The 22358-nt window shown below is 64.4% G+C and carries 23 protein-coding genes; 6 read left to right on the top strand and 17 right to left on the bottom strand.

Annotated features, from left to right (window positions below):
* Positions 1-91: 91 nt before the first annotated feature.
* Together JV241A_RS06395 and JV241A_RS06390 are read left to right on the top strand one after the other, a co-directional pair.
* On the top strand, positions 92-637 hold the full coding sequence (locus tag JV241A_RS06395) for a TetR/AcrR family transcriptional regulator (RefSeq protein WP_134061616.1): 546 nt from the start codon (positions 92-94) through the stop codon (positions 635-637).
* A gap of 119 nt (positions 638-756) precedes the next feature.
* Positions 757-4233, top strand: a complete 3477-nt coding sequence (locus tag JV241A_RS06390; RefSeq protein ID WP_134061614.1) for a PAS domain-containing hybrid sensor histidine kinase/response regulator — start codon at positions 757-759, stop codon at positions 4231-4233.
* Here the strand turns inward: JV241A_RS06390 and rmuC are convergent.
* Complete coding sequence (gene rmuC / locus JV241A_RS06385) at positions 4205-5593, bottom strand: DNA recombination protein RmuC (protein ID WP_166675658.1); 1389 nt, start codon at positions 5591-5593, stop codon at positions 4205-4207. The genes JV241A_RS06390 and rmuC overlap by 29 nt on opposite strands.
* Positions 5594-5776: 183 nt before the next feature.
* Positions 5777-6205, bottom strand: coding sequence for a sel1 repeat family protein (locus JV241A_RS06380; protein WP_115085969.1), 429 nt, complete (start codon positions 6203-6205; stop codon positions 5777-5779).
* A gap of 969 nt (positions 6206-7174) precedes the next feature.
* Between JV241A_RS06380 and JV241A_RS06375 the strand changes: the two genes are divergently transcribed.
* The 3 genes from JV241A_RS06375 (at position 7175) to JV241A_RS06365 (ending at position 9657) form a co-directional block, all read left to right on the top strand.
* On the top strand, positions 7175-7399 hold the full coding sequence (locus tag JV241A_RS06375; RefSeq protein ID WP_115085759.1) for a hypothetical protein: 225 nt from the start codon (positions 7175-7177) through the stop codon (positions 7397-7399).
* Between the two features lie 369 nt (positions 7400-7768).
* On the top strand, positions 7769-8251 hold the full coding sequence (locus tag JV241A_RS27540; protein ID WP_045195516.1) for a hypothetical protein: 483 nt from the start codon (positions 7769-7771) through the stop codon (positions 8249-8251).
* A 146-nt stretch (positions 8252-8397) separates the two neighbouring features.
* Positions 8398-9657, top strand: coding sequence for an outer membrane protein transport protein (locus JV241A_RS06365; RefSeq protein ID WP_115085758.1), 1260 nt, complete (start codon positions 8398-8400; stop codon positions 9655-9657).
* A gap of 40 nt (positions 9658-9697) precedes the next feature.
* On the opposite strand, the gene JV241A_RS06360 is transcribed toward JV241A_RS06365, so the two are convergent.
* Complete coding sequence (locus tag JV241A_RS06360; protein WP_134061612.1) at positions 9698-10630, bottom strand: LysR family transcriptional regulator; 933 nt, start codon at positions 10628-10630, stop codon at positions 9698-9700.
* 116 nt (positions 10631-10746) lie between these two features.
* Here JV241A_RS06360 and JV241A_RS06355 point away from each other — a divergent pair, with 116 nt between their 5' ends.
* Positions 10747-11010 carry a DUF2798 domain-containing protein gene (locus JV241A_RS06355; protein WP_134061610.1) on the top strand — a complete coding sequence of 88 codons (264 nt, stop codon included), beginning with the start codon at positions 10747-10749 and terminating at the stop codon, positions 11008-11010.
* A 9-nt stretch (positions 11011-11019) separates the two neighbouring features.
* On the opposite strand, the gene JV241A_RS06350 is transcribed toward JV241A_RS06355, so the two are convergent.
* The 14 genes from JV241A_RS06350 to cobO all read right to left on the bottom strand — a co-directional run bounded on the left by JV241A_RS06350 (position 11020) and on the right by cobO (position 22218).
* Entirely contained in the window at positions 11020-11571 is a 552-nt protein-coding gene (locus JV241A_RS06350) for a glutathione peroxidase (protein WP_134061608.1), read from the bottom strand.
* 42 nt (positions 11572-11613) lie between these two features.
* Positions 11614-11736 (bottom strand): hypothetical protein, encoded by a 123-nt coding sequence (locus JV241A_RS27790; RefSeq protein ID WP_258578246.1) that lies wholly within the window; start codon positions 11734-11736, stop codon positions 11614-11616.
* Entirely contained in the window at positions 11733-12935 is a 1203-nt protein-coding gene (locus JV241A_RS06345) for an MFS transporter (protein ID WP_134061606.1), read from the bottom strand. The genes JV241A_RS27790 and JV241A_RS06345 overlap by 4 nt, the downstream gene beginning before the upstream one ends.
* Before the next feature lie 65 nt (positions 12936-13000).
* Positions 13001-13405: a MarR family winged helix-turn-helix transcriptional regulator gene (locus JV241A_RS06340; protein WP_115085753.1), complete on the bottom strand. Its 405-nt coding sequence runs from the start codon at positions 13403-13405 to the stop codon at positions 13001-13003.
* 50 nt (positions 13406-13455) lie between these two features.
* On the bottom strand, positions 13456-14184 hold the full coding sequence (locus JV241A_RS06335) for an adenosylcobinamide-GDP ribazoletransferase (RefSeq protein ID WP_115085752.1): 729 nt from the start codon (positions 14182-14184) through the stop codon (positions 13456-13458).
* A 1-nt stretch (position 14185) separates the two neighbouring features.
* Complete coding sequence (gene cobC / locus JV241A_RS06330) at positions 14186-14755, bottom strand: alpha-ribazole phosphatase family protein (RefSeq protein WP_134061604.1); 570 nt, start codon at positions 14753-14755, stop codon at positions 14186-14188.
* Entirely contained in the window at positions 14752-15807 is a 1056-nt protein-coding gene (gene cobT, locus JV241A_RS06325; protein ID WP_134061602.1) for a nicotinate-nucleotide--dimethylbenzimidazole phosphoribosyltransferase, read from the bottom strand. The genes cobC and cobT overlap by 4 nt, the downstream gene beginning before the upstream one ends.
* Positions 15804-16325, bottom strand: coding sequence for a bifunctional adenosylcobinamide kinase/adenosylcobinamide-phosphate guanylyltransferase (gene cobU, locus JV241A_RS06320; protein WP_134061600.1), 522 nt, complete (start codon positions 16323-16325; stop codon positions 15804-15806). Before cobU ends, cobT begins: the two co-directional genes overlap by 4 nt.
* 1 nt (position 16326) lies before the next feature.
* Complete coding sequence (locus tag JV241A_RS06315) at positions 16327-17781, bottom strand: cobyric acid synthase (protein WP_134061598.1); 1455 nt, start codon at positions 17779-17781, stop codon at positions 16327-16329.
* On the bottom strand, positions 17778-18770 hold the full coding sequence (gene cobD / locus JV241A_RS06310) for a threonine-phosphate decarboxylase CobD (protein ID WP_134061596.1): 993 nt from the start codon (positions 18768-18770) through the stop codon (positions 17778-17780). Before cobD ends, JV241A_RS06315 begins: the two co-directional genes overlap by 4 nt.
* On the bottom strand, positions 18763-19671 hold the full coding sequence (gene cbiB / locus JV241A_RS06305) for an adenosylcobinamide-phosphate synthase CbiB (protein WP_134061594.1): 909 nt from the start codon (positions 19669-19671) through the stop codon (positions 18763-18765). Before cbiB ends, cobD begins: the two co-directional genes overlap by 8 nt.
* Positions 19671-20324, bottom strand: coding sequence for a 5,6-dimethylbenzimidazole synthase (gene bluB, locus JV241A_RS06300; RefSeq protein WP_166675655.1), 654 nt, complete (start codon positions 20322-20324; stop codon positions 19671-19673). The genes cbiB and bluB overlap by 1 nt, the downstream gene beginning before the upstream one ends.
* A complete protein-coding gene (locus JV241A_RS06295) occupies positions 20315-21610 on the bottom strand; it encodes a cobyrinate a,c-diamide synthase (RefSeq protein WP_134061592.1) in 1296 nt (431 codons plus the stop codon). The genes bluB and JV241A_RS06295 overlap by 10 nt, the downstream gene beginning before the upstream one ends.
* Positions 21607-22218, bottom strand: coding sequence for a cob(I)yrinic acid a,c-diamide adenosyltransferase (gene cobO / locus JV241A_RS06290; protein ID WP_010220352.1), 612 nt, complete (start codon positions 22216-22218; stop codon positions 21607-21609). The genes JV241A_RS06295 and cobO overlap by 4 nt, the downstream gene beginning before the upstream one ends.
* Between the last annotated feature and the right edge of the window lie 140 nt (positions 22219-22358).

Below are 22358 nucleotides of genomic sequence, written 5' to 3'. Positions count from 1 at the left end.
GGTCAGCACTCCGCTAAAGCAATTATTTAGCTTTTGCGCAGTCTGCTCGCCTTCATTCCTTAACGCAAACCCTTTGTGTTAAGGTCGACCGATGGCGATTAAAGAAGGTATCCGCACGGGTGGGCGCAGCGCCCGTGTTCAGGCATCGGTACATGCGGCGGTACGCGAGCTGCTCAAAGAGCAGGACCGCGCGAGCCTGACCGTGCCGCAAATTGCTGCCCGCGCCGGCGTCACCCCGTCGACCATCTACCGGCGCTGGGGCGAACTGGCGGCCTTGTTGGCCGATGTCGCCGTCGAGCGTGTGCTGCCCGACGTGGCGCCGCTGGACACCGGCGAGCTACGCGCCGACCTGCGCGCCTGGACCGAGCAATACCTCGACGAAATCACCTCCGAGCCAGGCCGCAACCTGATGCGCGACGTGCTCAGCAGCGCCTGCCCGGGTTACTGCACCAACATCCTGCGCGGGCAGTTGCAGGTCATTCTCGATCGTGCCCAGGCGCGCGGCGAGGCCTTGCCAGACATCGAGCACCTGCTCGATTTGCTCGTCGCGCCGACCGTCTACCGTACCTTGTTCGCCGAAGCCCCGCCGACCCTGGAACAGCTCTACCGCCTGCTTGACCTGGCCTTGCCCGGTTAAGGCCTGCGACGCTCTGCCACTGCGACCATCGTCGGCGCTGACGAAGCCTCGGCGGCGTGCCAGACTGATTGATCGAGGTTCGCTGTCAGGCTGAATCACCCTTTTGCTTCGGAGTTGTCATGTCGCTGTCCAGTGGGCTGATCGCCGTGGTCGCCCTGGCCTATATGGCCATCATGTTCGCCATCGCCTTCTACGGCGACCGCCGCAGCACACCGTTGCCGCCGCGCCTGCGTGCCTGGGTGTACAGCCTGTCGCTGGCGGTGTACTGCACCAGCTGGACCTTCTTCGGTGCCGTCGGCCAGGCCGCCGAACAACTCTGGGCGTTCCTGCCGATCTATCTCGGCCCCGTGCTGTTGCTGCTGTTCGCCCCCTGGGTGCTGCAGAAGATGGTGCTGATCAGCAAACAGGAAAACATCACCTCGATCGCCGACTTCATCGCCGCCCGCTATGGCAAGTCGCAGAGCCTGGCGGTGGTGGTGGCGCTGATCTGCCTGATCGGCGTGCTGCCGTATATCGCCCTGCAGCTCAAGGGCATCGTGCTCGGCGTCAACCTGCTGATCGGTGCCGGCGCCGACGCCACCGGCAGCCGCGTGCAGGACACCGCGCTGGTGGTGTCGCTGGTGCTGGCGCTGTTCTCGATCGTCTTCGGTACCCGCAGCCTGGACGTCACCGAACACCACCGCGGCATGGTCCTGGCCATTGCCTTCGAATCCCTGGTCAAGCTGCTGGCATTCCTTGCCGTCGGCGCCTTTGTCACCTTCGGCCTGTTCGATGGCTTCGACGACCTGTTCAGCAAGGCGCAACTGGCACCGCGCCTGGAAGGTTTCTGGAGCGAGACCATCAACTGGCCGTCGATGATCGTGCAGACCGGCGTGGCGATGATGGCGATCATCTGCCTGCCGCGACAGTTCCACGTCACCGTGGTAGAGAACATCGAACCCCAGGACCTGCGCCTGGCGCGCTGGGTGTTCCCGATGTACCTGATCCTCGCCGCGCTGTTCGTGGTGCCGATCGCCCTGGCCGGGCAGATGCTGCTGCCTGACTCGGTGCTGCCCGACTCCTTCGTCATCAGCCTGCCGCTGGCCGAGGCCCATCCGGCGCTGGCGCTGCTGGCCTTTATCGGCGGCGCCTCGGCGGCCACCGGCATGGTCATCGTCGAGGCCGTGGCGCTGTCGACCATGGTCTCCAACGACATGCTGCTGCCCTGGCTGCTACGGCGCAACAACGCCGAGCGGCCGTTCGAAGCCTTCCGCCACTGGATGCTCTCGGTGCGCCGGGTGACTATTGTCGTCATCCTCCTGCTGGCCTATGTCAGTTACCGCCTGCTTGGCTCCACCGCGAGCCTGGCGACCATCGGCCAGGTGGCCTTTGCCGCCGTGACCCAATTGACCCCGGCCATGCTCGGCGCCCTGTACTGGAAGCAGGCCAACCGCCGCGGTGTGTTCGCCGGCCTGGCCGCCGGGGTGTTCCTGTGGTTCTACACCCTGGTGTTGCCGATTGCCGCCCATAGCCTGGGCTGGTCGCTGGAGCTGTTCCCGGGCCTGGCCTGGCTGCACGGCAACCCGCTGAACCTGCCGATCACCCCGCTGACCCAGGGCGTGGTGCTGTCGCTGGCGGGCAACTTCACCCTGTTCGCCTGGGTGTCGATCCTTTCCCGCACTCGGGTGTCAGAGCACTGGCAGGCCGGGCGCTTTATCGGCCAGCAGACCAGCGCACGGCCGAGCAGCCGTTCGCTGCTGGCGGTGCAGATCGACGACCTGCTGCACCTGGCCGCACGTTTTGTCGGCGAAGAGCGCGCACGACAAAGCTTCATCCGTTTCGCCTACCGCCAGGGCAAGGGCTTCAACCCCAACCAGAACGCCGACGGTGACTGGATCGAGCACACCGAGCGCCTGCTCGCCGGCGTGCTCGGTACCTCCTCCACTCGCGCCGTGGTCAAGGCCGCCATCGAAGGCCGCGACATGCAGCTGGAAGACGTGGTGCGCATCGCCGACGAAGCCTCGGAGGTACTGCAGTTCAACCGCGCCTTGCTGCAAGGGGCGATCGAGAACATCAGCCAGGGCATCAGCGTGGTCGACCAGTCGCTGCGCCTGGTGGCCTGGAACCGCCGCTACCTGGAGCTGTTCAACTACCCCGACGGGCTGATCAGCGTCGGCCGGCCGATTGCCGACATCATCCGCTACAACGCCGAACGCGGCCTGTGCGGCCCGGGCGAGGCCCAGGTGCACGTGGCAAGGCGCCTGCACTGGATGCGCCAGGGCCGTGCACACACCTCCGAGCGCTTGTTTCCCAATGGCCGGGTAATCGAGTTGATCGGCAACCCGATGCCCGGCGGCGGCTTTGTCATGAGCTTTACCGACATTACGCCGTTCCGCGAAGCCGAACAGGCCCTCAAGGGTGCCAACGAAAGCCTGGAGCAACGGGTCGCCGAACGTACCCATGAACTCTCGCAACTGAACCAGGCGCTGACCGAAGCCAAGAGCCATGCCGAAGCGGCCAACCAGTCCAAGACCCGCTTCCTTGCTGCCGTCAGCCACGACCTGATGCAACCGCTGAACGCCGCGCGGTTGTTCTCGGCGGCGCTGTCGCATCAAGGTGACGGCCTGTCGGCCGACGCCCAGCAACTGGTCCAGCACATGGACAGCTCGCTGCGCTCGGCCGAAGAACTGATCAGCGACCTGCTGGACATTTCGCGCCTGGAAAACGGCAAGATCACCCCGGACGTCAAGCCTTTCGCCCTCAACGAGCTGTTCGACACCCTCGGCGCCGAATTCAAGGTGCTGGCCCAGCAGCAAGGCCTGGATTTCCGCCTGCGCGGCAGCCGCCTGCGGGTGCAGAGCGACATGAAGCTGCTGCGGCGCATTTTGCAGAACTTCCTCACTAACGCCTTCCGCTATGGCAAGAGCCCGATCCTGCTGGGTGTGCGCCGCCAGCAAGACCGCTTGTGGCTGGAGGTCTGGGACCGTGGCAGCGGCATCGCCGATGACAAGCTGCAGGTGATTTTCGAGGAATTCAAACGCCTGGACAGCCACCAGACCCGCGCCGAAAAAGGCCTGGGCCTGGGCCTGGCGATTGCCGATGGCCTGTGCAAGGTGCTCGGGCATCCGCTTGAAGTGAAATCCTGGCCGGGCAAGGGCAGCGTGTTCCGCGTCAGCGTGCCGCTGGCCACGGCGCCGGCGGTACCGGTGGTCAGCCCCGCCGAACAGGCCGGGCAGCCATTAGCGGGCATGCAGGTGCTATGTGTCGACAATGAAGACAGCATTCTCATCGGCATGAACAGCCTGCTCAGCCGCTGGGGCTGCCAGGTGTCGACCGCGCGCAACCGCGCAGAATGCGATGCCTTGCTGGAAAACGGCCTGCGCCCGCACCTGGCGCTGGTCGACTATCACCTGGACGATGGCGAGGTCGGCACCGAGCTGATGGCCTGGCTACGCACCCGCCTCGGCGAGCCGGTACCCGGCGTGGTAATCAGCGCCGACGGGCGCAGCGAGATGGTTGCCCAGGTACATGCCGCCGGCCTCGACTACCTGGCCAAGCCGGTCAAGCCGGCGGCCCTGCGCGCCCTGCTCAATCGGCATCTGAGCCTGGTCCAGTAAGGGCACTGGCGGCCAGCGGGTCGCCTTCGCTCATGGCCCGCTCGAGCAAGTCGGCAGGCAGGCTCTTGCTGGCCCGGGCGCCGAGCAGCTTGAGCTGTTCGCTGCGGCTGATCAGGTTGCCACGGCCTTCGCAGAGTTTGTTGCGCGCCGCGCTGTAGGCTTTGTCGACCTGTTGCAAGCGGTTGCCCAGCTCGTCCAGGTCCTGGATGAACAGCACGAACTTGTCGTACAGCCAGCCGGCGCGCTCGGCGATTTCCCGGGCGTTCTGGCTCTGGCGCTCCTGCTTCCACAAGCTGTCGATGACCCGCAAGGTGGCCAGCAAGGTCGTTGGGCTGACGATCACGATCTGGCGGTCGAAGGCTTCCTGGAACAGGTTCGGTTCGGCCTGCAAGGCCGCCGAAAACGCCGCCTCGATGGGCACGAAGAGCAGGACGAAATCCAGGCTGTGCAGGCCTTCGAGGCGGTTGTAGTCCTTGCCGGACAGGCCTTTGACGTGGTTGCGCAGCGACAGCACGTGCTGCTTGAGCGCGGCCTGGGCGATCTCGCTGTCGTCGGCGGCAACGTACTGCTGATAGGCGGTCAGGCTGACCTTGGAGTCGACCACCACCTGCTTGTCGCCCGGCAGCATGATCAGCACGTCGGGCTGGAAGCGCTCGCCATCGGCACTCTTGAGGCTGACCTGGGTCTGGTACTCGCGGCCCTTCTCCAGCCCCGCGTGTTCCAGCACCCGCTCCAGAATCAGTTCGCCCCAGTTGCCCTGGGTCTTCTGACCCTTGAGCGCCTGGGTCAGGTTGGTGGCTTCATCGCTCAGGCGCAGGTTGAGCTGCTGCAGGCGTTCCAACTCCTTGGCCAGCGAGAAGCGCTCGCGGGCTTCCTGCTGGTAGCTGTCTTCGACGCGTTTTTCGAAGGCCTGGATGCGCTCCTTGAGCGGATCGAGCAATTGCCCCAGATGTTGGTGGCTGGTCTGGGCAAAGCGCTGCTCGCGCTCATCGAATATCTTGGTGGCCATTTCGGCGAATTGCGCCCGCAGCTCGTCACGCGAGCCCTGCAGGTCGTCGAGGCGTTGCTGATGGCTTTCCTGTTGTTCGCGCAGCTCGGCGCTCAGGGCTGCGCTCTGGGCGTCCAGACGGCGCAATTCGGCTTCACGGGCCGAACGCTCCAGCTGCCAGGCGTGGGCGGCATCCCGAGCGTTATCACGGTCGATCTGCAACAGCTCAAGCTCGCGGGCCTGGGCGGCCAAAGTGGCCTGCTTGGCGGCGTTGGCCTGGCTCAAGTCGCTGATTTCGTCACGGCTGGCATCCAGCTGGGCGAGCAGGCCTTCCTGGGCCAGTTGCACGCTGCTCAGGCGCTCTTCGAGCAAAGCCGCTTGCGCCTGGCGCGTACTCAGGCGCCGCTGCACCTGCAGCACCAGCGCCAGACACGGCACAGCCGCCACCACGATACCCAGCAGAATGCTGGTCAGATCCACTGCCATAGCCACCCCGAACTCCCTCGGCCAACAATCAACGGCTCAGCTTATCAGCCTTGGGCCTGTGCGCCGTATTCAGGCTTCAGGCAATTGCCTGAGCAGGCGCAGGGCTTCCTGCGAGCCTTGGGCTGCCGCCTGCTCCAACCAGAAGCGGCCCTGAGCGGGTTCGTTCAGTTGACCCAGGGCGCACAGCCGGCCGTATTCAAGCTGGGCCCGGCGATCACCGGCCCGCGCCGCTTGGCGCAATAGTTCATGGCCGATTCGACGGTCGCGCGCATTGCCGCAATCGCGGCAGAGCATCTGCCCCAAGCGGCTCTGGGCCACCACCACGCCCTGGCGCGCCGGCTGCTTGAGCAAGCGCCCGGCAAAGTGCTTGACGTTGGGGTTGTCACCCAGGCGCGGGCTGTCGAGCAACCACAAGGCAACCTTCAAGGAGAAGCGCTTGGGCTCGGGCAGAGGCGGTTGGGCAGCTGGGTCAACGGGGATTTTGGAGCGAAACTTCATAAAAAACAGCGAAGGCAACTCGAGAGGCGCGCCACTCTACTCCATTTCTCTGACAATGGCCCGGTGCTTTTTTGCACTTTTTTTCAAAATATTTCAGCGTTTTTTCTTGACGTCAGGGCGGGCATTTTGTCCCTGACAGAAGACTGCCGAAGGATTGTCGGACACCGGCTAAAAAGCTGGCACGCCCGTCCTAGAGCAAGCGCTCGGGACAATCCACAGAAGCTGTGGATAACTCGGTGGACAACCCCCTAAACCACCCCGCAAACCCCTATGGAATGGGGCTTTCAGTCAAACTGTCGATTTTTTCACCAGCTAAAATAAGTGTTTTTTTTCATTGACTTAAGGCAACGGCCAAGTCATTAGCGGCCATGTGCCGCGTTGTTGCAGGGCTGTAACAGGGGCTGCCCCAAATGTGTACAACCGCCCTGAAGCGAGGCGTTTATCTGCACGAAACTGGCACGTTCCCTGCCTCACGACGCTACAAAGCCGGTGAAATACCACTTCACAGAGCGCCGGGAACGCGACATACTGATCGGCTCGCCAGACGAAAACCCCCAAAGCTTGCCAAGACCCGGAAAGTCCTGTAGTCTTGCCGCCGTTAGTACCAAGCTGAAAGTCAATTCTGGCCAAAGCAGTCCTTACAGTGCCCTGCCCCCTCACATCGGACAGGCCTGTTGAAACCAGGACCGGCCCACTCGATGGTTCCCCAGGTAAATCACTTCTTACTCTGACCGAACCAACCTGCAGATTGATCAGGATCTTCACCCAGCGGCATTGAACCCGACCCTGGCTGTTGCCTGTCCTCTGACGTACCTACCAGTCAGCCCCAGCGCCACATGATAAATGCGCCCAAAACTGGCTGCCCTGTTCCAGTCAGGTTCTTCGCACCGGCTTAAATGCCCGCGTTACTGGAACGTTTTATATGTGCACGGATCGAATCCGTGTCTATTGCAGGAACACCTAATAACTATGAATCACTCTAACCATACTCAGGCTGCCATTCGCACCCTTTCCCAGGCATTTGCCCCTCTGAACTGCTTGATCCTGGCGTCGCGCAAAGGCGGCTTCAGCTTCACCCTGGTCAACGAGCACGGCATTGCCCGTCACAGCGAGCGCCTGTACCCGGAGCAATACTCCGAAGCCGAGCCGCTGCAGGCCGTCATCGAGCGCACCCGTCAGGCCCTGGTGGCCTGATCCGCACGGCGCTGCAAACGCTCAAGCCCCGCCCTCTGGCGGGGCTTTTTTATGCCTGGTAAATCTGTCGAATCCCCCTGTGGGAGCTGGCTTGCCAGCGATGAGGGCAGCCCCGGCTAACGTGTTGCGGCCATCGCTGGCAAGCCAGCTCCCACAGGAATTTGGCCATCCCTAAGTGCGAATCACTAATCGCCACACGGCATATGATTTATAACTAAAAGCCGCAAATGTTTTAAAAACAGGCCTTTACAGCGTGAATATGACACTACACTTCAACTCAAGCGGCAAAGGCCGCTTCCGGCGGGCCTGACCGACTCACCAGCTGCCAAGCTCCAGCGTCCGCCGGTCAATTTCAAGTTCGAGGGCATCATGGGTATCGCCGCGAGCGAGTTGAGCCAGTTTGTCATTCGTCCGACCCTGATCTACCTGGGTCGTCATTGCGCCAGCGCCGAAGCCCTGCTGCTCGGCGTCGCCGCCAGCCAGTCAGCACTCGGTTCGGCCCTGCACGACCGTCGCGGGCACGGCCTGTACCGCATCGGCGAACTGCGCCACCAAAGCCTCTGGGACCAGTTCCTGGCCCGCGACCCGGACCTTGCCAGCCTGGTCCGCGGCCTGGCCAGCCAGCACGCCTTCCTCAGCGGCCCGCACCTGGAACTGACGGTAAACCTGCGCTACGCCACCGCCATCGCCTGGATGCTGATCGAAGAACAGGCCCCTGAACTGCCCGCCGCCGACGATTTACTGGGCCTGGCACGCATCTGGCGACAAACCTTCCAACCTCAGGGCCGGCTGCGCGATTTCACCTGCGCCTGGCAAACCTGCATCGCCCCTGTGACTCTTCAGGCCTGCTGAGAGTCACTGCTTTCCATAATCGGAAAATTCCCGCCATTTTGGTCGGATTGTCCTACAAAACCGCTCTATCTCCTGCGATACAGCCTATAGCGCTGCGGGCGAAATGTTGGTAGTTTTCGCCCCGGAGATCCCAAGGAGTTCTAATAATGAAAAAAGTCATGCTCAAAACCTCTCTTAGCCTCGCCGTCACTCTCGCTTCGACTCAACTGTTCGCCAGCGGCTTTGCCCTCAACGAACAAAGCGTCAGCGGCATGGGCACAGGTTTCGCGGGTCGTTCTTCTTCTGCCGATGATGCCAGCACCGTTTTCGGCAACCCTGCCGGCATGTCGCGCCTGAAACGCGAACAGATCACCGTTGGCGGCGCCGCCGTCATCGCCAAGTCCGACATTTCCGGTGGCGGCCGCCCAGGCGGCAGCACCGATGGTGACATGGTGCCGTTCGTTGGCGTGCCCATGGGCTACTACGTCAAGCCGATCGATGATCACTGGACCGTCGGCTTTGGTGTCTACGCACCCTTCGGCCTGGTGACCGAATACGAAGACGAAGCTGCCAGCCGCTACTGGGGCAAGAAAAGCTACGTTGAAGTCATTACCTTCCAGCCTACTGTCAGCTATGCCTTCAACGACAAGGTCTCGATCGGTTTCGGCCCGACCTTCAACCGTATCAAGGGCGAACTGAGCTCCAACGTCCTCAACCCACGCAGCCCGGGCTTCAACGACGGCGAAGTGAAGATCAAGGGTGACGATACCGCGGTCGGCTACAACATCGGCGTCATGGTGCAAGCCACCGACAAGACCCGCCTGGGCCTGACCTACCACTCGATGGTCGACTACAAGCTCGAAGGCAACACCAAGATCAACTCGGCCCTGATCGGCCCGTTCAGCGGCAGCAAGTTTGACGCCGAACTGAAGATCAAGACCCCTGAGTCGGTAGACTTCTCGGTCACCCACGAACTGGATGACCAGTGGACCCTCTACGCGGGCAGCACCTGGACCCGCTGGAGCCGTCTGGAAGCGATCACCGTAACCAACGAAGTGCCTGCGCCGATTGCCGGTCAGTTCGGCACCATCAACGAAGACCAGAACTGGCACGACACCTGGGCACATGCCATCGGTGCTTCGTACAAGCTGAACAAAGAGTGGGTACTGCGCACCGGTTTCACCGTCGACCAGTCGCCGACCAACAACCACGACCGCTCGCCACGCATTCCGACTGGCGACCGCAAGGTGTTCAGCCTGGGCGCTGGCTACAGCCCTACCGAAGACATGACCATCGACCTGGCTTACTCCTACCTGTGGGAAGAAGACACCAAGGTCAACCTGGCCAGCCCGACCAAGGGTTCGTACAACGCCAAGTACGAAAACAGCGCTCACGGTATTGGCGCGTCGCTGACCTATCGCTTCTGATTGCAGCACCACTAAAAAAACCGCCTTCATTGGCGGTTTTTTATGCCTGATGGACCGGCCAGGCGGGCCCGACCTCAAGCTGGATGTACTCCATGAACGCCCGCACCTTGGGCGTCAGGGCAAAGCGATCGGCCACGCACAGATAGACGTCCATCGGCTCGGTCTGGGCATAAGCCATGGCGGGCTGCGAATACTCGAACAGCGCCACCAGCTGGCCACGCTCAAGCAAGGGCCGGGCGACGAACTCGGCCAGCCGGGCGATGCCACCATCCTGCACGGCCATCTGGGTCAGTACATCGATGTCATCGCTGATCAGCACATTGTCGAACTCGGCATCAAAACGCAGACCCTCGCGGATAAAGCCCCAGCGTAAAAAGCGTCCGTCTACCGGGTAACGAAACACCAGGCAGCGATGCTCCTTGAGCTGCTCGGGCGATTGTGGCCAGCCGGCCGCCGCCAGATAGCCCGGGGAGGCGCAGCAAATGAACGGCACCCTGGCGATGTGCCGGGCCAGCAGGCCATCTTCGAGTTGTGGCTGGATGCGAATACTGACATCGACGCCCTCCTGGGCATGATTGACCCGCCGATCATTCGTAACCAATTCAATTGAAAGCTGCGGGTATCGCGCGCTGAACGCCGGAATCAACGGCGCCAGTACATGACGGCCAAACGCCGAAGACGAAGCGATGCACAAGCGCCCCTTGGGTTCGCAATCCGGGGTGGTGACCGCCTGCTGCGCTTGTTCAAGGTCGCGCTCGATATGCTTGACCTTGTCGTAGTACAGGCTGCCACTGGGCGTCAGCACCATGCTACGGGTGGTGCGCGCGAGCAGGCGCACCTGCAGGTGAGCTTCCAGGCGGGCGACGTTCTGGCTCACGGCGGCGGCACTCAAACCCAGGCTACGGGCGCCACCGGCAATGCTGCCGGCTTCGACAACCTTGATGAAACTCTTGATCGAACCGAGCAGGTTCATGGCAGGCTTCCGGGCATTCGTAAGATCTTCTTTATAAAGACCTAAGCCGCAGGCGTCTACCCGAGCCAAAGGCGACCTTGCTAGGCTGCGCCCTCCCCCACACCAATGGAGCCAGCATGACGACCCAGACCAGCGCCCGCAGCCGACGCAAACTCGGCGTTCGCGCCACCCCCTACGTGTTTGCCTTCTACATGTCGGCGATCATGGCCCTGTTGATGTGCTTCGTGATCACCGCCGCCACCGCCGGCATCGACGAGCAGTACCTGGGCAACGTGCTCAAGGCCTACCAACTGGCCATGCCGGTGGCCTTCGCCTGCGTACTGGTGGTACGCCCGATCGTGCTCAAGCTGGTGGCCTGGACCGTGCACACCAGCCACTGAGGCAGCCGCTCAGGGCTGGGAAGCGATAGCCTTCTCGATCGCCGCCTTGAACGCCGGATCATCCGGCTTGGTCAGGCTGGTGAAATTGGCCACCACCTTGCCCTGGCGATCGACCACGTACTTGTAGAAATTCCACTTCGGCGCGCTGCTCTGCGCGGCGAGCTCCTTGAACAGCGGCGTAGCGTCACTGCCGCGCACCGGCTGGGCCTGGGTCATGGTGAAGGTCACGCCGAAGTTGGCATAGCAAACCTTGGCGGTTTTCTCGGCATCGGCGTCTTCCTGCTTGAAGTCGTTGGAGGGCACCCCGAGCATTTCCAGGCCCTGCTCGCGGTATTCCTTATAGACGCTCTCGAGCCCTTCGAACTGCGGGGCAAAGCCGCAATAGCTGGCGGTATTGACCACCACCAGCGGTTTACCGGCAAAGCGCTCACAGAGGTCGATCTGCTCCTTGCCGCGCAGTTCCGGCAGCGTGCTGTCGAGCAGCGCCGGGCAATCGGCGGCCAGGGCATTGGCAGCGGCGGCCAGGGTCAACAGCGGAACCAACATCCAGCGTGTGCGCATCTTCTCTCTCCCTCGAACGTTCCTGGAGAAATCAGAGTACTCCTAGCACACGCCCATGCCCAACTGCATCAATGCCAGGCCGCCCTCATGCCAGCCCCACCAGGCCAACCCCAGTAGCAACAGTGCGCCAAGGCCGAGCAAGGTGCGAATAGCGACAGGGTTCATGCCGCTTGCGCCTGCAAGCGCGCGACCGGGCGCTCGCGTACCGGCCAGTTGAGTGCCGCGGCGAGCAGGCTGAGGAGGATGGAAATCTGCCAGACCAGGTCGTAGTTGCCGGTCTGGTCATACACCACCCCGCCCAGCCAGCCGCCAAGGAAAGCGCCCAACTGGTGGAAAAGGAACACGATACCGCCAAGCATCGACAGGTTGCGCACACCGAACAGGGTAGCGACGGTGCCGTTGGTCAAGGGTACGGTCGACAGCCACAGCAGGCCCATGGCAATGCCGAACAGGTAGGCGCTGAACTGGGAGATCGGCGCCCACAGGAACAGCACGATCACCACCGCACGCAACAGGTACAGGGCGGTCAGCAGGCGCGGCTTGGACATACGCCCGCCAAGCCAGCCGGCGGTGTAGGTGCCGACGATATTGAACAGCCCGACCAGCGCCAGCACCGTGGTGCCGATGGTCGCCGGCAGGTGCTGGTCGACCAGATAGGCCGGCAGGTGCACACCGATGAACACCACCTGGAAGCCACAGACGAAAAAGCCCAGGGCCAGCAGCCAGAAACCGGAATGCGTGCAGGCTTCGCGCAGGGCCTGGCCGAGGGTCTGCTCATTGCCGGTGCTGGGCAAAGGCCGATCACGCAGCAAACCCACCAACGGCACGATAAAGGCCACCAGCAAACCCAGTACCAGCAAGGCCGCCGACCAGCCCAGCCAGCCGATCAGGCCGAGGGTGCCGGGCAGCATGGCGAACTGGCCGAAGGAGCCGGCGGCGCTGGCGATGCCCATGGCCATGCTGCGTTTCTCTGGCGGCACGGCGCGGCCGACCACGCCCAGGATCACCGAGAACGAGGTGCCGGACAGGCCGATACCGATCAACAAGCCGGCACTGAGCGACAGGGTCAGGGCCGAGTCCGACATACCCATCAGCACCAGCCCGACGGCATAGAGAATACCGCCGACCATGACCACCTTGGCCGCCCCCAGGCGATCAGCCAGGGCACCGGCAAACGGCTGGGCCAGGCCCCAGATCAGGTTCTGCAAGGCGATGGCGAAGGCGAACACACCGCGACCCCAGCCAAAATCGGCGCTCATCGGCGCCAGGAACAGGCCAAAGCCATGTCGCACGCCCAGCGACAACGCCAGGATCAGCGCCGCGCCGAGGAGAATCCAACCACTGGTTCGCCATACCGATGTCATTTTTGTTGTCTCCAAAGCGCCGCAAGGCTTATGCGGGTATATACCCGCTTATAGTTTAAAAAAGCTCAGGCCAACAGCTCCAGCAGGCGTACCAGTTCATCGCGCCGGCCCTCGCCCAGGGTATCGATCAAGTCGCTTTGCGCCTGTTCCCAGGCCGGCTCTGCCGCTTGCAGCCTGGCTTGGCCCTGCTCGGTGAGCAGAACGATCCGGTTACGCTGATCCTGCCCCTCGGCCAAAGCCACCAGGCCCTCAGCCTCCAGCACCCGCAGATTGCGCCCGAGGGTGCTGCGGTCCAGGCCCATGGCCTCAGCCAGGGTGGAAATGCTCGGTTGGTCCAGGCGACGCAAATGCCGTAGCAAAGAAAACTGCGCGACATTGATCCCAAAGCCTTCGAGGGCCTCGTCGTAGTGTCGGCTCACCCCGCGGGCGGCGCGACGCAGGTGGGTGCAGATGCATTCGCTGGTCAACATAATGCGTGTATATACCCGCACCTGGCCAACTGCAAGCTTTTACTCGCCACTCACAGCACCAGGGCGATCAATACCGCCAGCTCCAATAGCTCAAGCATGGCCCCGGCGGTATCACCGGTGGTGCCACCCAGACGGCGAACCATCAAGCGACGCAGCCAGGCGAAGACCCCTGCGGCAACCAGCACAACCCACAGGCCCTTGAGCCCCGCCAGCAGCACACAGGCCAGCGCACTGACCAGCAATACCAGCTTGCCCGCCCCACGAGGCAGGTGGTCCGCCAGGGCCTGGCCCAGCCCACCGCTGCGCACATAGGGCGTGCTGAGGAACAAACCCAGCAATGCCGCGCGGCCGATCAGCGGCGCGAGCAACAACAGCACGCCCTGGCCGCTGTCGAGCAAAGCCAGCAAGGCACAGAACTTGAGCAACAGCACCAGCACCAGCGTGACCACGGCAATCGGCCCGCTGCGCGGGTCCTTCATGATCAGCAACGTGCGCTCGCGGTCGCCGAAACCGCCCAGCCAGGCGTCGGCGCTGTCGGCCAGGCCATCCAGGTGCAAGGCGCCGCTGAGCAGCACCCAGGCACTGAGCAGCAAGGCGGCGTGCAGCAGCACCGGGCTGCCCGCCAGCAGCGCGTTCAGCCCCCAGAGCAGCCCCCCGAACAACAGCCCCACCAGCGGGTAATACAGCAGTGAGCGGCCCATTTGTTCGGGGGCCGGCATGCCCGGCAGGCGCACCGGCAAGCTGCTGAGAAATTGCAGGGCGATCCAGAACGCCAGCATGTCAGTGCACTTCCTGCAGGCTGCCGTCCGCCAGCAGCTCAAGGCGACACAGGGCACCATGGGCCACTTCGACCTGCAGCAACTGCTCACGGGGCAAGCCTCGAGCGCGGGCCAGCAACAGGCGCATCACACCGCCGTGAGTGACCAGCAACAGGCGCTTACCGGCGTGCGCCTGGTGCAAGGCGCTGATGGCTTGCAGCACGCGTGCGGAAAAGTCCGCCACCGGCTCGCCAGCAGGCGGTGTGAACGCATAGGGATCAGCCCAGAATTGCCCAAGTTCGGCTTCGTGGGTGAGCATCAGGTCTGCGGCACTACGCCCTTCCCACTCACCAAAATGCAGCTCCTGCAGACCCGGCACCCGCTGCAGCGGCAGGTTCAACTGCGCCGCCAACGCTTCGGCAAAGCGCGCGCAGCGCTGCAAGGGCGAGCTGACCAGCACATCCCAGGAGCCCGCGCCACTCACTGCCGCATGCATCTGCGCCCAGCCCTTGGCGGTCAGGGCATCGTCGAGGCTGCCACGCAGGCCGCCACCCAGTTCAGTTTCGCCGTGGCGCAGCAGGTCGATGATCATGCCGGGCGGTCCGCCACTGCCGCTTCGGCGAAGGTCGCCATCTGCCCGTGCAGGTCGCAGGCCAGGCGCAATACCGGCACCGCCAGCGCCGCGCCACTGCCCTCGCCCAGGCGCAGGCCCAGCTCCAGCAGCGGCTCGGCGTCGAGCTCGGCGAGCACCCGGCGATGCCCGGGCTCGGCGCCACGATGGCCGAACAGCAGCCAGTCGCGGCAACCCGGGTTGATGCGCGTCGCCACCAGCGCAGCGACCGTGCAGATAAAGCCATCCACCAGCACGGCAACACCGGCCTGGGCGCACCCCAGGTAGGCACCGACCAGTGCGGCGATCTCAAAGCCACCAAAACAGAACAGGCGCTGCAGCGGGTCGTCGCCGAGGTCTGCATGCTGCTGCAACGCTCGCTCGATGACCTCGGCCTTGTGCCGTACACCGGCGGCGTCCAGCCCTGTGCCCGGGCCGCTGAGCTCCACAGCCGGGCAGCCGAGCAAGGCACAGGCCAGGGCGCTGGCGGCGGTGGTGTTGCCGATGCCCATCTCGCCACCGATAAACAACTGGGCGCCGCTGGCGGCCGCGCGCAAGGCACTCTCGCGCCCGCCCTGCAGGGCCAGCACGCCCTGTTCATGGGTCATCGCCGGCACCTGGGCGAAGTTCGCCGTGCCGGCGCCGACGCGCAGATGGCGTACACCCGGCAGCTCCAGCGCGAGGTCGATGGTGCCCAGGTCGACCACTTCCAGCTGTGCATTCAACTGCCGCGCCAGCACGCTGATGGCGGCGCCACCGCTGACGAAGTTATGCAGCATTTGCCCGGTCACTGCTTGCGGGTAGGCCGAGATACCCTCGGCGACCACGCCGTGATCGCCGGCAAAGATTGCGATCCAGACCTGCTCAACGCTGGGCTTGAGCTGGCCTTGCAAGCCGGCCAGTTGCACCGCCAACTGCTCCAGGCGGCCCAGCGAGCCAGCCGGTTTGGTCAGTTGCTGTTGACGCGCCAGGGCCTGTTCGCGAACAGCCTGGTCAACAGGACGACAGGCTTCAAGCCACCAGGTTTGACTCATAGTGCAGGTCCTTTAAGGGTGAGCGGCAGGCCGGCGACGGTCAGCACCACGCGCTGACAGCGTTCGGCAATGGCCTGGTGCAACCAGCCGGCTTCATCGACATAACGGCGGGTCAGCTCGCCCATGGGCACCACGCCCAGGCCGGTTTCGTTGCTGACCACAATGATTTCGCCCGGCAGCTGCGCCAGGCAATCGAGCAGTGCAGTGCGTTCAGCCGCCAGGCGCTCGGGGTTGTCGAGCATCAGCAGGTTGGTCAACCACAGGGTCAGGCAGTCGACCAGCAGGCAGCGCTCGGCACTGGCATAGGCACGCAGCACCCGGGCCAGTTCCAGCGGCTCTTCGATCAATGCCCACTCCGGCGGACGCCGCTCGCGGTGCAGCTGCACCCGCGCGTTCATCTCGCCGTCGAGCGGTTCGCTGGTGGCGATGTAGGTAACGGCCAGGCCGCTCTGCACCGCCAGCTGTTCGGCCAGGCGGCTCTTGCCCGAACGGGCACCGCCAAGAATCAGGTTGAGCATTTCAGTTCAGTCCGCAGAGTTGGCGCAGGCGCGCGGTGTCCAGGTGCTGCTCGACCAGATCGGCAAGGCGCTCGATGTCGCGTTCGCGCAGGGCCTGATAGTCGATCTGCTCTGCCTCCTGAAGCCCGGCCCAGCGCAACAGCGCGGCGCAGCAATGCGGCGCCTCGAACAGGCCATGCAGGTAGGTGGCGAGGATCTGCCCGTCGGCGCTAATGGCGCCATCGGCGCGACCATCGTCCAGTTGCACCGCCGGGCGCTCCAGCGCCGGTCCCTGGGTGACGCCGGCATGAATCTCGTAGCCGTTGATGGCCGCTTGTTCCAGTTGCAGGGTACCGGCGACATTGCGCAGCTGTTTCTCGGCCTCCAGCACGGTGACAAAGTCCAGCAGCCCCAGGCCGTCGCTGACACCCGCCGGCCCTTCCAGGCCCAATGGGTCTTCCACGCGCCAGCCGAGCATTTGCAGCCCGCCGCAAATACCCAGGACCTTGCCGCCATAACGCAAATGACGGCTGATCGCCTGGTCCCAGCCGCGCTCGCGCAACTGCGCCAGATCCCCGCGCACACTCTTGGAGCCGGGCAGGATGATCAGGTCGGCCGGCGGAATCGGCTGGCCGGGGCCAATGAACTGCAGGTCGACCTGCGGGTGCAGGCGCAGCGGATCGAAATCGGTGTGGTTGCTGATACGCGGCAGCACCGGCACGATGACCTTGAGCTGGCGCCCGGCCTTGATGCCCTGGCGCTGGTCGATGCCGTCCTCGGCTTCCAGGTGCAGGTCCATCACATAGGGCAGCACGCCCAGCACCGGTTTGCCGGTACGTTCTTCGAGCCAGTCCAGGCCGGGCTGGAGCAAGGCGATGTCACCGCGAAAACGGTTGATGACAAAACCTTTGACCCGCGCCTGCTCGCTCGGCGAGAGCAATTCCAGGGTGCCGACCAGATGGGCGAAAACCCCGCCACGGTTGATGTCGGCAATCAGGATCACCGGGCAATCCACCGCCTCGGCAAAACCCATGTTGGCGATGTCGCCGGCCCGCAGGTTGATCTCGGCCGGCGAGCCGGCACCTTCAACCATCACCACCGGATAGGCTGTGCTCAGGCGCTGGTGCGAGGCCAGCACAGCCTGCATGGCGATGACCTTGTAGTCGTGATAGGCCACGGCATTCATGCTGGTGACCGCGCGGCCATGGACGATCACCTGGGCCCCGGTGTCGCTGTTGGGCTTGAGCAGCACCGGGTTCATGTCTGTGTGCGGCGCCAGGCCGGCTGCCTGGGCCTGAACCGCCTGGGCTCGGCCGATCTCGCCACCTTCGGCGGTCACCGCACTGTTGAGCGCCATGTTCTGCGGCTTGAACGGCACCACGGCAACGCCCTGACGCAGCAGCCAGCGGCACAGCGCGGTCACCAGAGTGCTTTTGCCGGCATCGGAGGTGGTGCCCTGCACCATCAAGGTGGTCATGGCTGTTCCTTGCGGTAATCGGTGAAGGCCCGGGCCAGGCGCTGGAAATCCTGCTCGCTGGCCGGCAGGCCGAAGCGCAGGCTGGGCGGCTGGTTGAACAGGCGCAGCAGGATGCCGCGCCGGGCCATGAATTCATGCAGTTGCGGCGCCTGCTCGGTGACCAGGTACTGGAACAGGTCGCAGCTGCCGTGCGCAGCGAATCCACCAGCGCTGAGCACCTCGGCCAGGCGCTGGCTGGCCACGGCGCAGCGGATAATCTGCTGCTGATGCGCGGCGCTATCGAGCAGGCACGCCTGGCCGAGGATGCGCGTCGGGCCACTGATGGTCCAGGGCCCGAGCTGTTCGGCGAGCAATTGCAGGAGTTGCCGCTCGGCAAGGACAAAGCCCAGGCGCACACCGGCCAGGCCAAAGAACTTGCCGAACGAGCGCAGCACGATCAGGCCCGGGCGCTCGGCGTGTTCGCCGATGCTGTGCTGCGGGGTGTTGTCCATGAAGGCTTCATCGACCAGCAGCCAAGCACCGCGACGGGCCAGGCGCGCATGCCATTCGAGCAGTTGCTCGGCAGGTATCAGCCGCCCAGTGGGGTTGTTGGGGTTGACCACCACCAGTACGTCGAGACTGTCGAGGTAGTAGTCAACCTGATCTTCGGCCAACTCACGCACCCGATGCCCGGCACGGCGCCAGCCCTCGGCGTGCTCGGCGTAGCATGGCGACAGTACGCCGACCGTACCGGGGCGGCGCAAGCGCGGCAACGCCTGGATCGCTGCCTGGGAACCGGCCACGGGCAGCAACTGGTTGACCTGGTAGTACTCGCAGGCAGCCTGTTCCAGGCCGTCGTCGGTCTCGGGCAAGCGTGCCCAGGCGCGCAGCGGGATCTCGGGGATTGCATAGGGCCAAGGCGCAATACCGCTGGACAGGTCCAGCCAGTCTTCGCGGGCGATACCGTATTGCTGCACTGCGCGCTGCAGGCGACCACCGTGCTCAAGCATAGAATTCAGCCCCCAGGCACAACAGCAGTAACCACAACCACACGCCCTGGCACACCAGGCGCCAGCCGCGCTCGATGGCCTCGGCATCGGCCTGCGGGCCTTCGCCCAGCTGCGGGCGCTCGTGCAGCTCGCCGTGGTACACCGCCGGGCCGCCCAGCTCGACACCCAGCGCCCCCGCTCCGGCAGCCATTACCGGGCCGGCGTTGGGGCTGTCCCACAACGGCGCCTGGCGCCGCCAGCAGTTCAGGGCCAGGCGGGTCTTGCCCAGCAGCGCGTAGGTCAGGGCCACCAGCCGCGCCGGAATGTAGTTGAGCAGGTCGTCGATCTTCGCCGCGGCCCAGCCGAAGCGTTCGAAGCGCTCATTGCGATAGCCCCACATGGCGTCCAGAGTGTTGCTCAGGCGATAGAGCACCACCCCCGGCACACCGCCAACGACGAACCAGAACAGCGCGGCAAACACCGCATCGCTGCCGTTCTCCAGCACCGACTCGGTGGCGGCGCGGGCCACGGCGGTTTCATCCAGCTCACGGGTTTCGCGGCTGACCAGGTAACCCACGCGCTGGCGGGCGTGTTCCAGGTTGCCCTGGCGCAAGGCTTCGGCCACCGGCGTCACGTGCTCGCCGAGGCTGCGCAGGCCCAGGGCGCAATACAGCGCCAACACTTCCACCAGCCAGCCAATGTACGGCAACCAGGACAGCAGCATGGCCAGGAAGGTCAGCGGCACCACGGCCAGGAACCAGGCGGTGACGCCATGGCTGCGCCAACCGCGGCCACCGGCATTGAAGCGTTGCTCCAGGCGCCCGGCCATGCGCCCGAACGCGACCAGTGGATGCCGGCGCTTGGGCTCGCCCAGCAACGCATCCAGCGCCACCCCGGCCACAGTCAGCAACGCCACACTCATCAAGACTCTCCCCACTGGTTTTCAAACAGCATTTCGTGCAACGGACGCGCCGTGGTCCAACCTTCAAGCACCAGCATGGGCGCCGGGTAAAATTCGTGCACCGGCCCCAGGCAAAGGATTGCCAGCGGCTTGGCACCGGCCGGCATGCCCAGCAGCTCGGCCAGGGCCCGGGGTTCGAACAGCGATACCCAGCCCATGCCCAGGCCTTCGGCGCGGGCGGCCAGCCAGAGGTTCTGGATCGCACACGACAGCGATGCCAAGTCCATTTCCGGCAAGGTTCGGCGGCCGAAGATATGCGCTTCGCGCTCATCCATCAGCGCGGCAACCAGCAGTTCGGCACAGTCATTTATGCCTTCGACCTTGAGCTTCATGAAGTCGTCGGAGCGCTCGCCCAGGGCTTGGGCGGTACGCAACCGCTCCTCCTCCACCAGGGCCTGGATACGCTGGCGCAGTTCACGTCGGGTAATGCGGATAAAGCGCCAGGGCTGCATCAGGCCAACACTGGGGGCCTGATGCGCGGCTTGCAGCAGGCGTGCAAGCAGTTCAGGGGCGACTTCGCCGCCGCTGAAGTGGCGCATGTCACGGCGTTCGCCAATGGCGCGGTAGACCGCCGCGCGTTCGGCTTCGGTAAAGGCATGCTCGGTCATGGACACAACAGCGCCGCCGACGCCTGGGGGTTGGAGGCAAAGTAGAAATGCACGTAGGAAGCGGTCAGCCGGCCACAGCGATACACCGCTTCGGCACCACGGCCACCGTTGGGGCTCTGGCCACGGGCAATCGGCTCAAGCCCGGTGCTGGTCAGCGAGTGATGGTAGGTGTGCCCGCGCAAGGTACCTTCGGGCAATTCCACCGCCTGCAAGGCCAGGGCGGCCAGGCGCTTCTGCATCACCGCCTCACCAGCCAGCAACCCGAGCAATTCGGCGCGTTCGCCAGCGACATCGGTCAGGGCATCGAGCAGATAGAGCATGCCGCCACATTCGGCGAGCAACGGCTTGCCGGCGTGATGATGGGCGCGAATGGCTGCGAGCATCGGCGAGTTGGCCGCCAGGGCCCGGTGATGCAGCTCCGGGTAACCACCGGGCAGGTACAGGCTGTCGGCCTGCGGCAAACTGGCGTCATGCAGCGGCGAGAAGAACGCCAGCTCCGCGCCCATGGCCCGCAGCAGGTCGAGGTTGGCGCCATAGGTGAAGGCAAAGGCTTCGTCGCGGGCGACCGCGATGCGCACACCTTGCAGCAAGGGCTCGCTCACAAGCTCGGTCGGCGCGGCGAAACTCACCGCCGGCGGCAAAGCCGCATCGCAACTGGCGCCCAGGGCGGCTGCAGCTGCATCCAGGCGTGCTTCGAGGTCGTTCAGTTCACTGGCCTGGACCAGGCCCAGGTGGCGGCTCGGCAGTTCGATGCCGGTTTCTCGCGACAGCCCGCCGTACCAGCGCAGCCCTTCGGTCAGGCTGCCTTCGAGCAATTGAGCGTGGCGTAGGGTACCGACGCGGTTGGCCAGCACCCCGGCAAACGGCAGGTCCGGCTGATAGCGCGCCAGGCCCAGGGCCAGGGCACCGAAGGTCTGGGCCATGGCCGTGCCATCGATCACCGCCAGCACCGGCACACCAAAATGACGAGCGAGGTCGGCGCTCGATGGCGTGCCATCGAACAGCCCCATGACCCCTTCGATCAGGATCAGGTCGGCCTCAGCCGCCGCTTCCCATAACAGACGGCGGCTTTCCTGCTCGCCGACCATCCACAGGTCGAGCTGATACACCGGCGCACCGCTGGCGCGCTCGAGAATCATCGGGTCGAGAAAGTCCGGGCCACACTTGAATACGCGGACCTTGCGCCCCTGGTTGCGATGCAGGCGCGCCAGAGCGGCGGTCACCGTGGTCTTGCCCTGGCCGGAAGCCGGTGCGGCGATCAATACCGCCGGGCAATGGCGCGCATCCCTCATAGCTCGACGCCCTTCTGGGCGCGGATACCGGCCTGGAAGGCGTGCTTGATCATGCCCATTTCGGTGACGGTGTCGGCCAGTTCGATCATTTCATCCTTGGCCGCACGACCGGTGACGATCACGTGCTGCATCGGCGGGCGCGCCTGCAGGTCGCTGAGGACCTGGTCCAGATCGAGGTAACCGTGCTTGAGGGCGATGTTCAGCTCATCGAGCACCACGAAGGCGATCGACGGGTCCTGAAGCATCTGCCGCGACACTGCCCAGGCGGCTTCGGCAGCAGCGATATCGCGCTGGCGGTCCTGGGTTTCCCAGGTAAAGCCCTCGCCCATCACGTGGTAGCGCACCTGTTCCGGGAAGCGTCGGAAGAACAGCTCTTCGCCGGTGCTGTTGCGGCCCTTGATGAACTGCACCACGCCGCACTGCATGCCATGGCCCATGGCCCGGGCGAGCATGCCGAAGGCCGAACTGCTCTTGCCCTTGCCATTGCCGGTGAGCACCAGCAGCAAGCCGCATTCGTTAGGCGAATTGGCGATGCGCTCGTCGATGACGGCCTTCTTGCGCTGCATACGCGCCAGGTGGCGTTCGTCGCGCTCGGTGGATTCAGTCATGAGGTTCTCCGCAAACCACTGTCGGCCGACCCGCAACGAGCGTAGCAGTCTATGGCTGCTCAGGGTTCGCGGCGAGGAACGGCGTGACAAATGAATGGATATGGCAGACGGAAAACGCGCAGGGCTACGGCACAGGCCGG

This window comes from Pseudomonas sp. JV241A (genome assembly GCF_900275665.1).
Taxonomy (GTDB): Bacteria; Pseudomonadota; Gammaproteobacteria; order Pseudomonadales; family Pseudomonadaceae; genus Aquipseudomonas; species Aquipseudomonas wadenswilerensis.
This window is presented reverse-complemented; position numbering and strand designations above follow the sequence as displayed.

Bases quoted from the DNA above. Each gene is read 5' to 3' on its own strand.
- JV241A_RS06335 (WP_115085752.1), bottom strand. From the start codon at position 14,184: ATGCTGGCGTTCTGGATCGCCCTGCAATTTCTCAGCAGCTTGCCGGTG.
- cobT (WP_134061602.1), bottom strand. From the start codon at position 15,807: ATGAGTCAAACCTGGTGGCTTGAAGCCTGTCGTCCTGTTGACCAGGCT.
- JV241A_RS06380 (WP_115085969.1), bottom strand. From the start codon at position 6,205: ATGAAGTTTCGCTCCAAAATCCCCGTTGACCCAGCTGCCCAACCGCCT.
- JV241A_RS06365 (WP_115085758.1), top strand. From the start codon at position 8,398: ATGAAAAAAGTCATGCTCAAAACCTCTCTTAGCCTCGCCGTCACTCTC.
- JV241A_RS06340 (WP_115085753.1), bottom strand. From the start codon at position 13,405: ATGTTGACCAGCGAATGCATCTGCACCCACCTGCGTCGCGCCGCCCGC.
- JV241A_RS06355 (WP_134061610.1), top strand. From the start codon at position 10,747: ATGACGACCCAGACCAGCGCCCGCAGCCGACGCAAACTCGGCGTTCGC.
- JV241A_RS27540 (WP_045195516.1), top strand. From the start codon at position 7,769: ATGGGTATCGCCGCGAGCGAGTTGAGCCAGTTTGTCATTCGTCCGACC.
- cobU (WP_134061600.1), bottom strand. From the start codon at position 16,325: ATGCTCAACCTGATTCTTGGCGGTGCCCGTTCGGGCAAGAGCCGCCTG.
- cbiB (WP_134061594.1), bottom strand. From the start codon at position 19,671: ATGAGTGTGGCGTTGCTGACTGTGGCCGGGGTGGCGCTGGATGCGTTG.
- JV241A_RS06350 (WP_134061608.1), bottom strand. From the start codon at position 11,571: ATGCGCACACGCTGGATGTTGGTTCCGCTGTTGACCCTGGCCGCCGCT.
- cobO (WP_010220352.1), bottom strand. From the start codon at position 22,218: ATGACTGAATCCACCGAGCGCGACGAACGCCACCTGGCGCGTATGCAG.
- JV241A_RS06395 (WP_134061616.1), top strand. From the start codon at position 92: ATGGCGATTAAAGAAGGTATCCGCACGGGTGGGCGCAGCGCCCGTGTT.
- cobC (WP_134061604.1), bottom strand. From the start codon at position 14,755: ATGATCATCGACCTGCTGCGCCACGGCGAAACTGAACTGGGTGGCGGC.
- cobD (WP_134061596.1), bottom strand. From the start codon at position 18,770: ATGCTTGAGCACGGTGGTCGCCTGCAGCGCGCAGTGCAGCAATACGGT.
- JV241A_RS06315 (WP_134061598.1), bottom strand. From the start codon at position 17,781: ATGACCACCTTGATGGTGCAGGGCACCACCTCCGATGCCGGCAAAAGC.
- JV241A_RS06295 (WP_134061592.1), bottom strand. From the start codon at position 21,610: ATGAGGGATGCGCGCCATTGCCCGGCGGTATTGATCGCCGCACCGGCT.
- JV241A_RS27790 (WP_258578246.1), bottom strand. From the start codon at position 11,736: ATGAACCCTGTCGCTATTCGCACCTTGCTCGGCCTTGGCGCACTGTTG.
- JV241A_RS06390 (WP_134061614.1), top strand. From the start codon at position 757: ATGTCGCTGTCCAGTGGGCTGATCGCCGTGGTCGCCCTGGCCTATATG.
- JV241A_RS06360 (WP_134061612.1), bottom strand. From the start codon at position 10,630: ATGAACCTGCTCGGTTCGATCAAGAGTTTCATCAAGGTTGTCGAAGCC.
- JV241A_RS06375 (WP_115085759.1), top strand. From the start codon at position 7,175: ATGAATCACTCTAACCATACTCAGGCTGCCATTCGCACCCTTTCCCAG.
- JV241A_RS06345 (WP_134061606.1), bottom strand. From the start codon at position 12,935: ATGACATCGGTATGGCGAACCAGTGGTTGGATTCTCCTCGGCGCGGCG.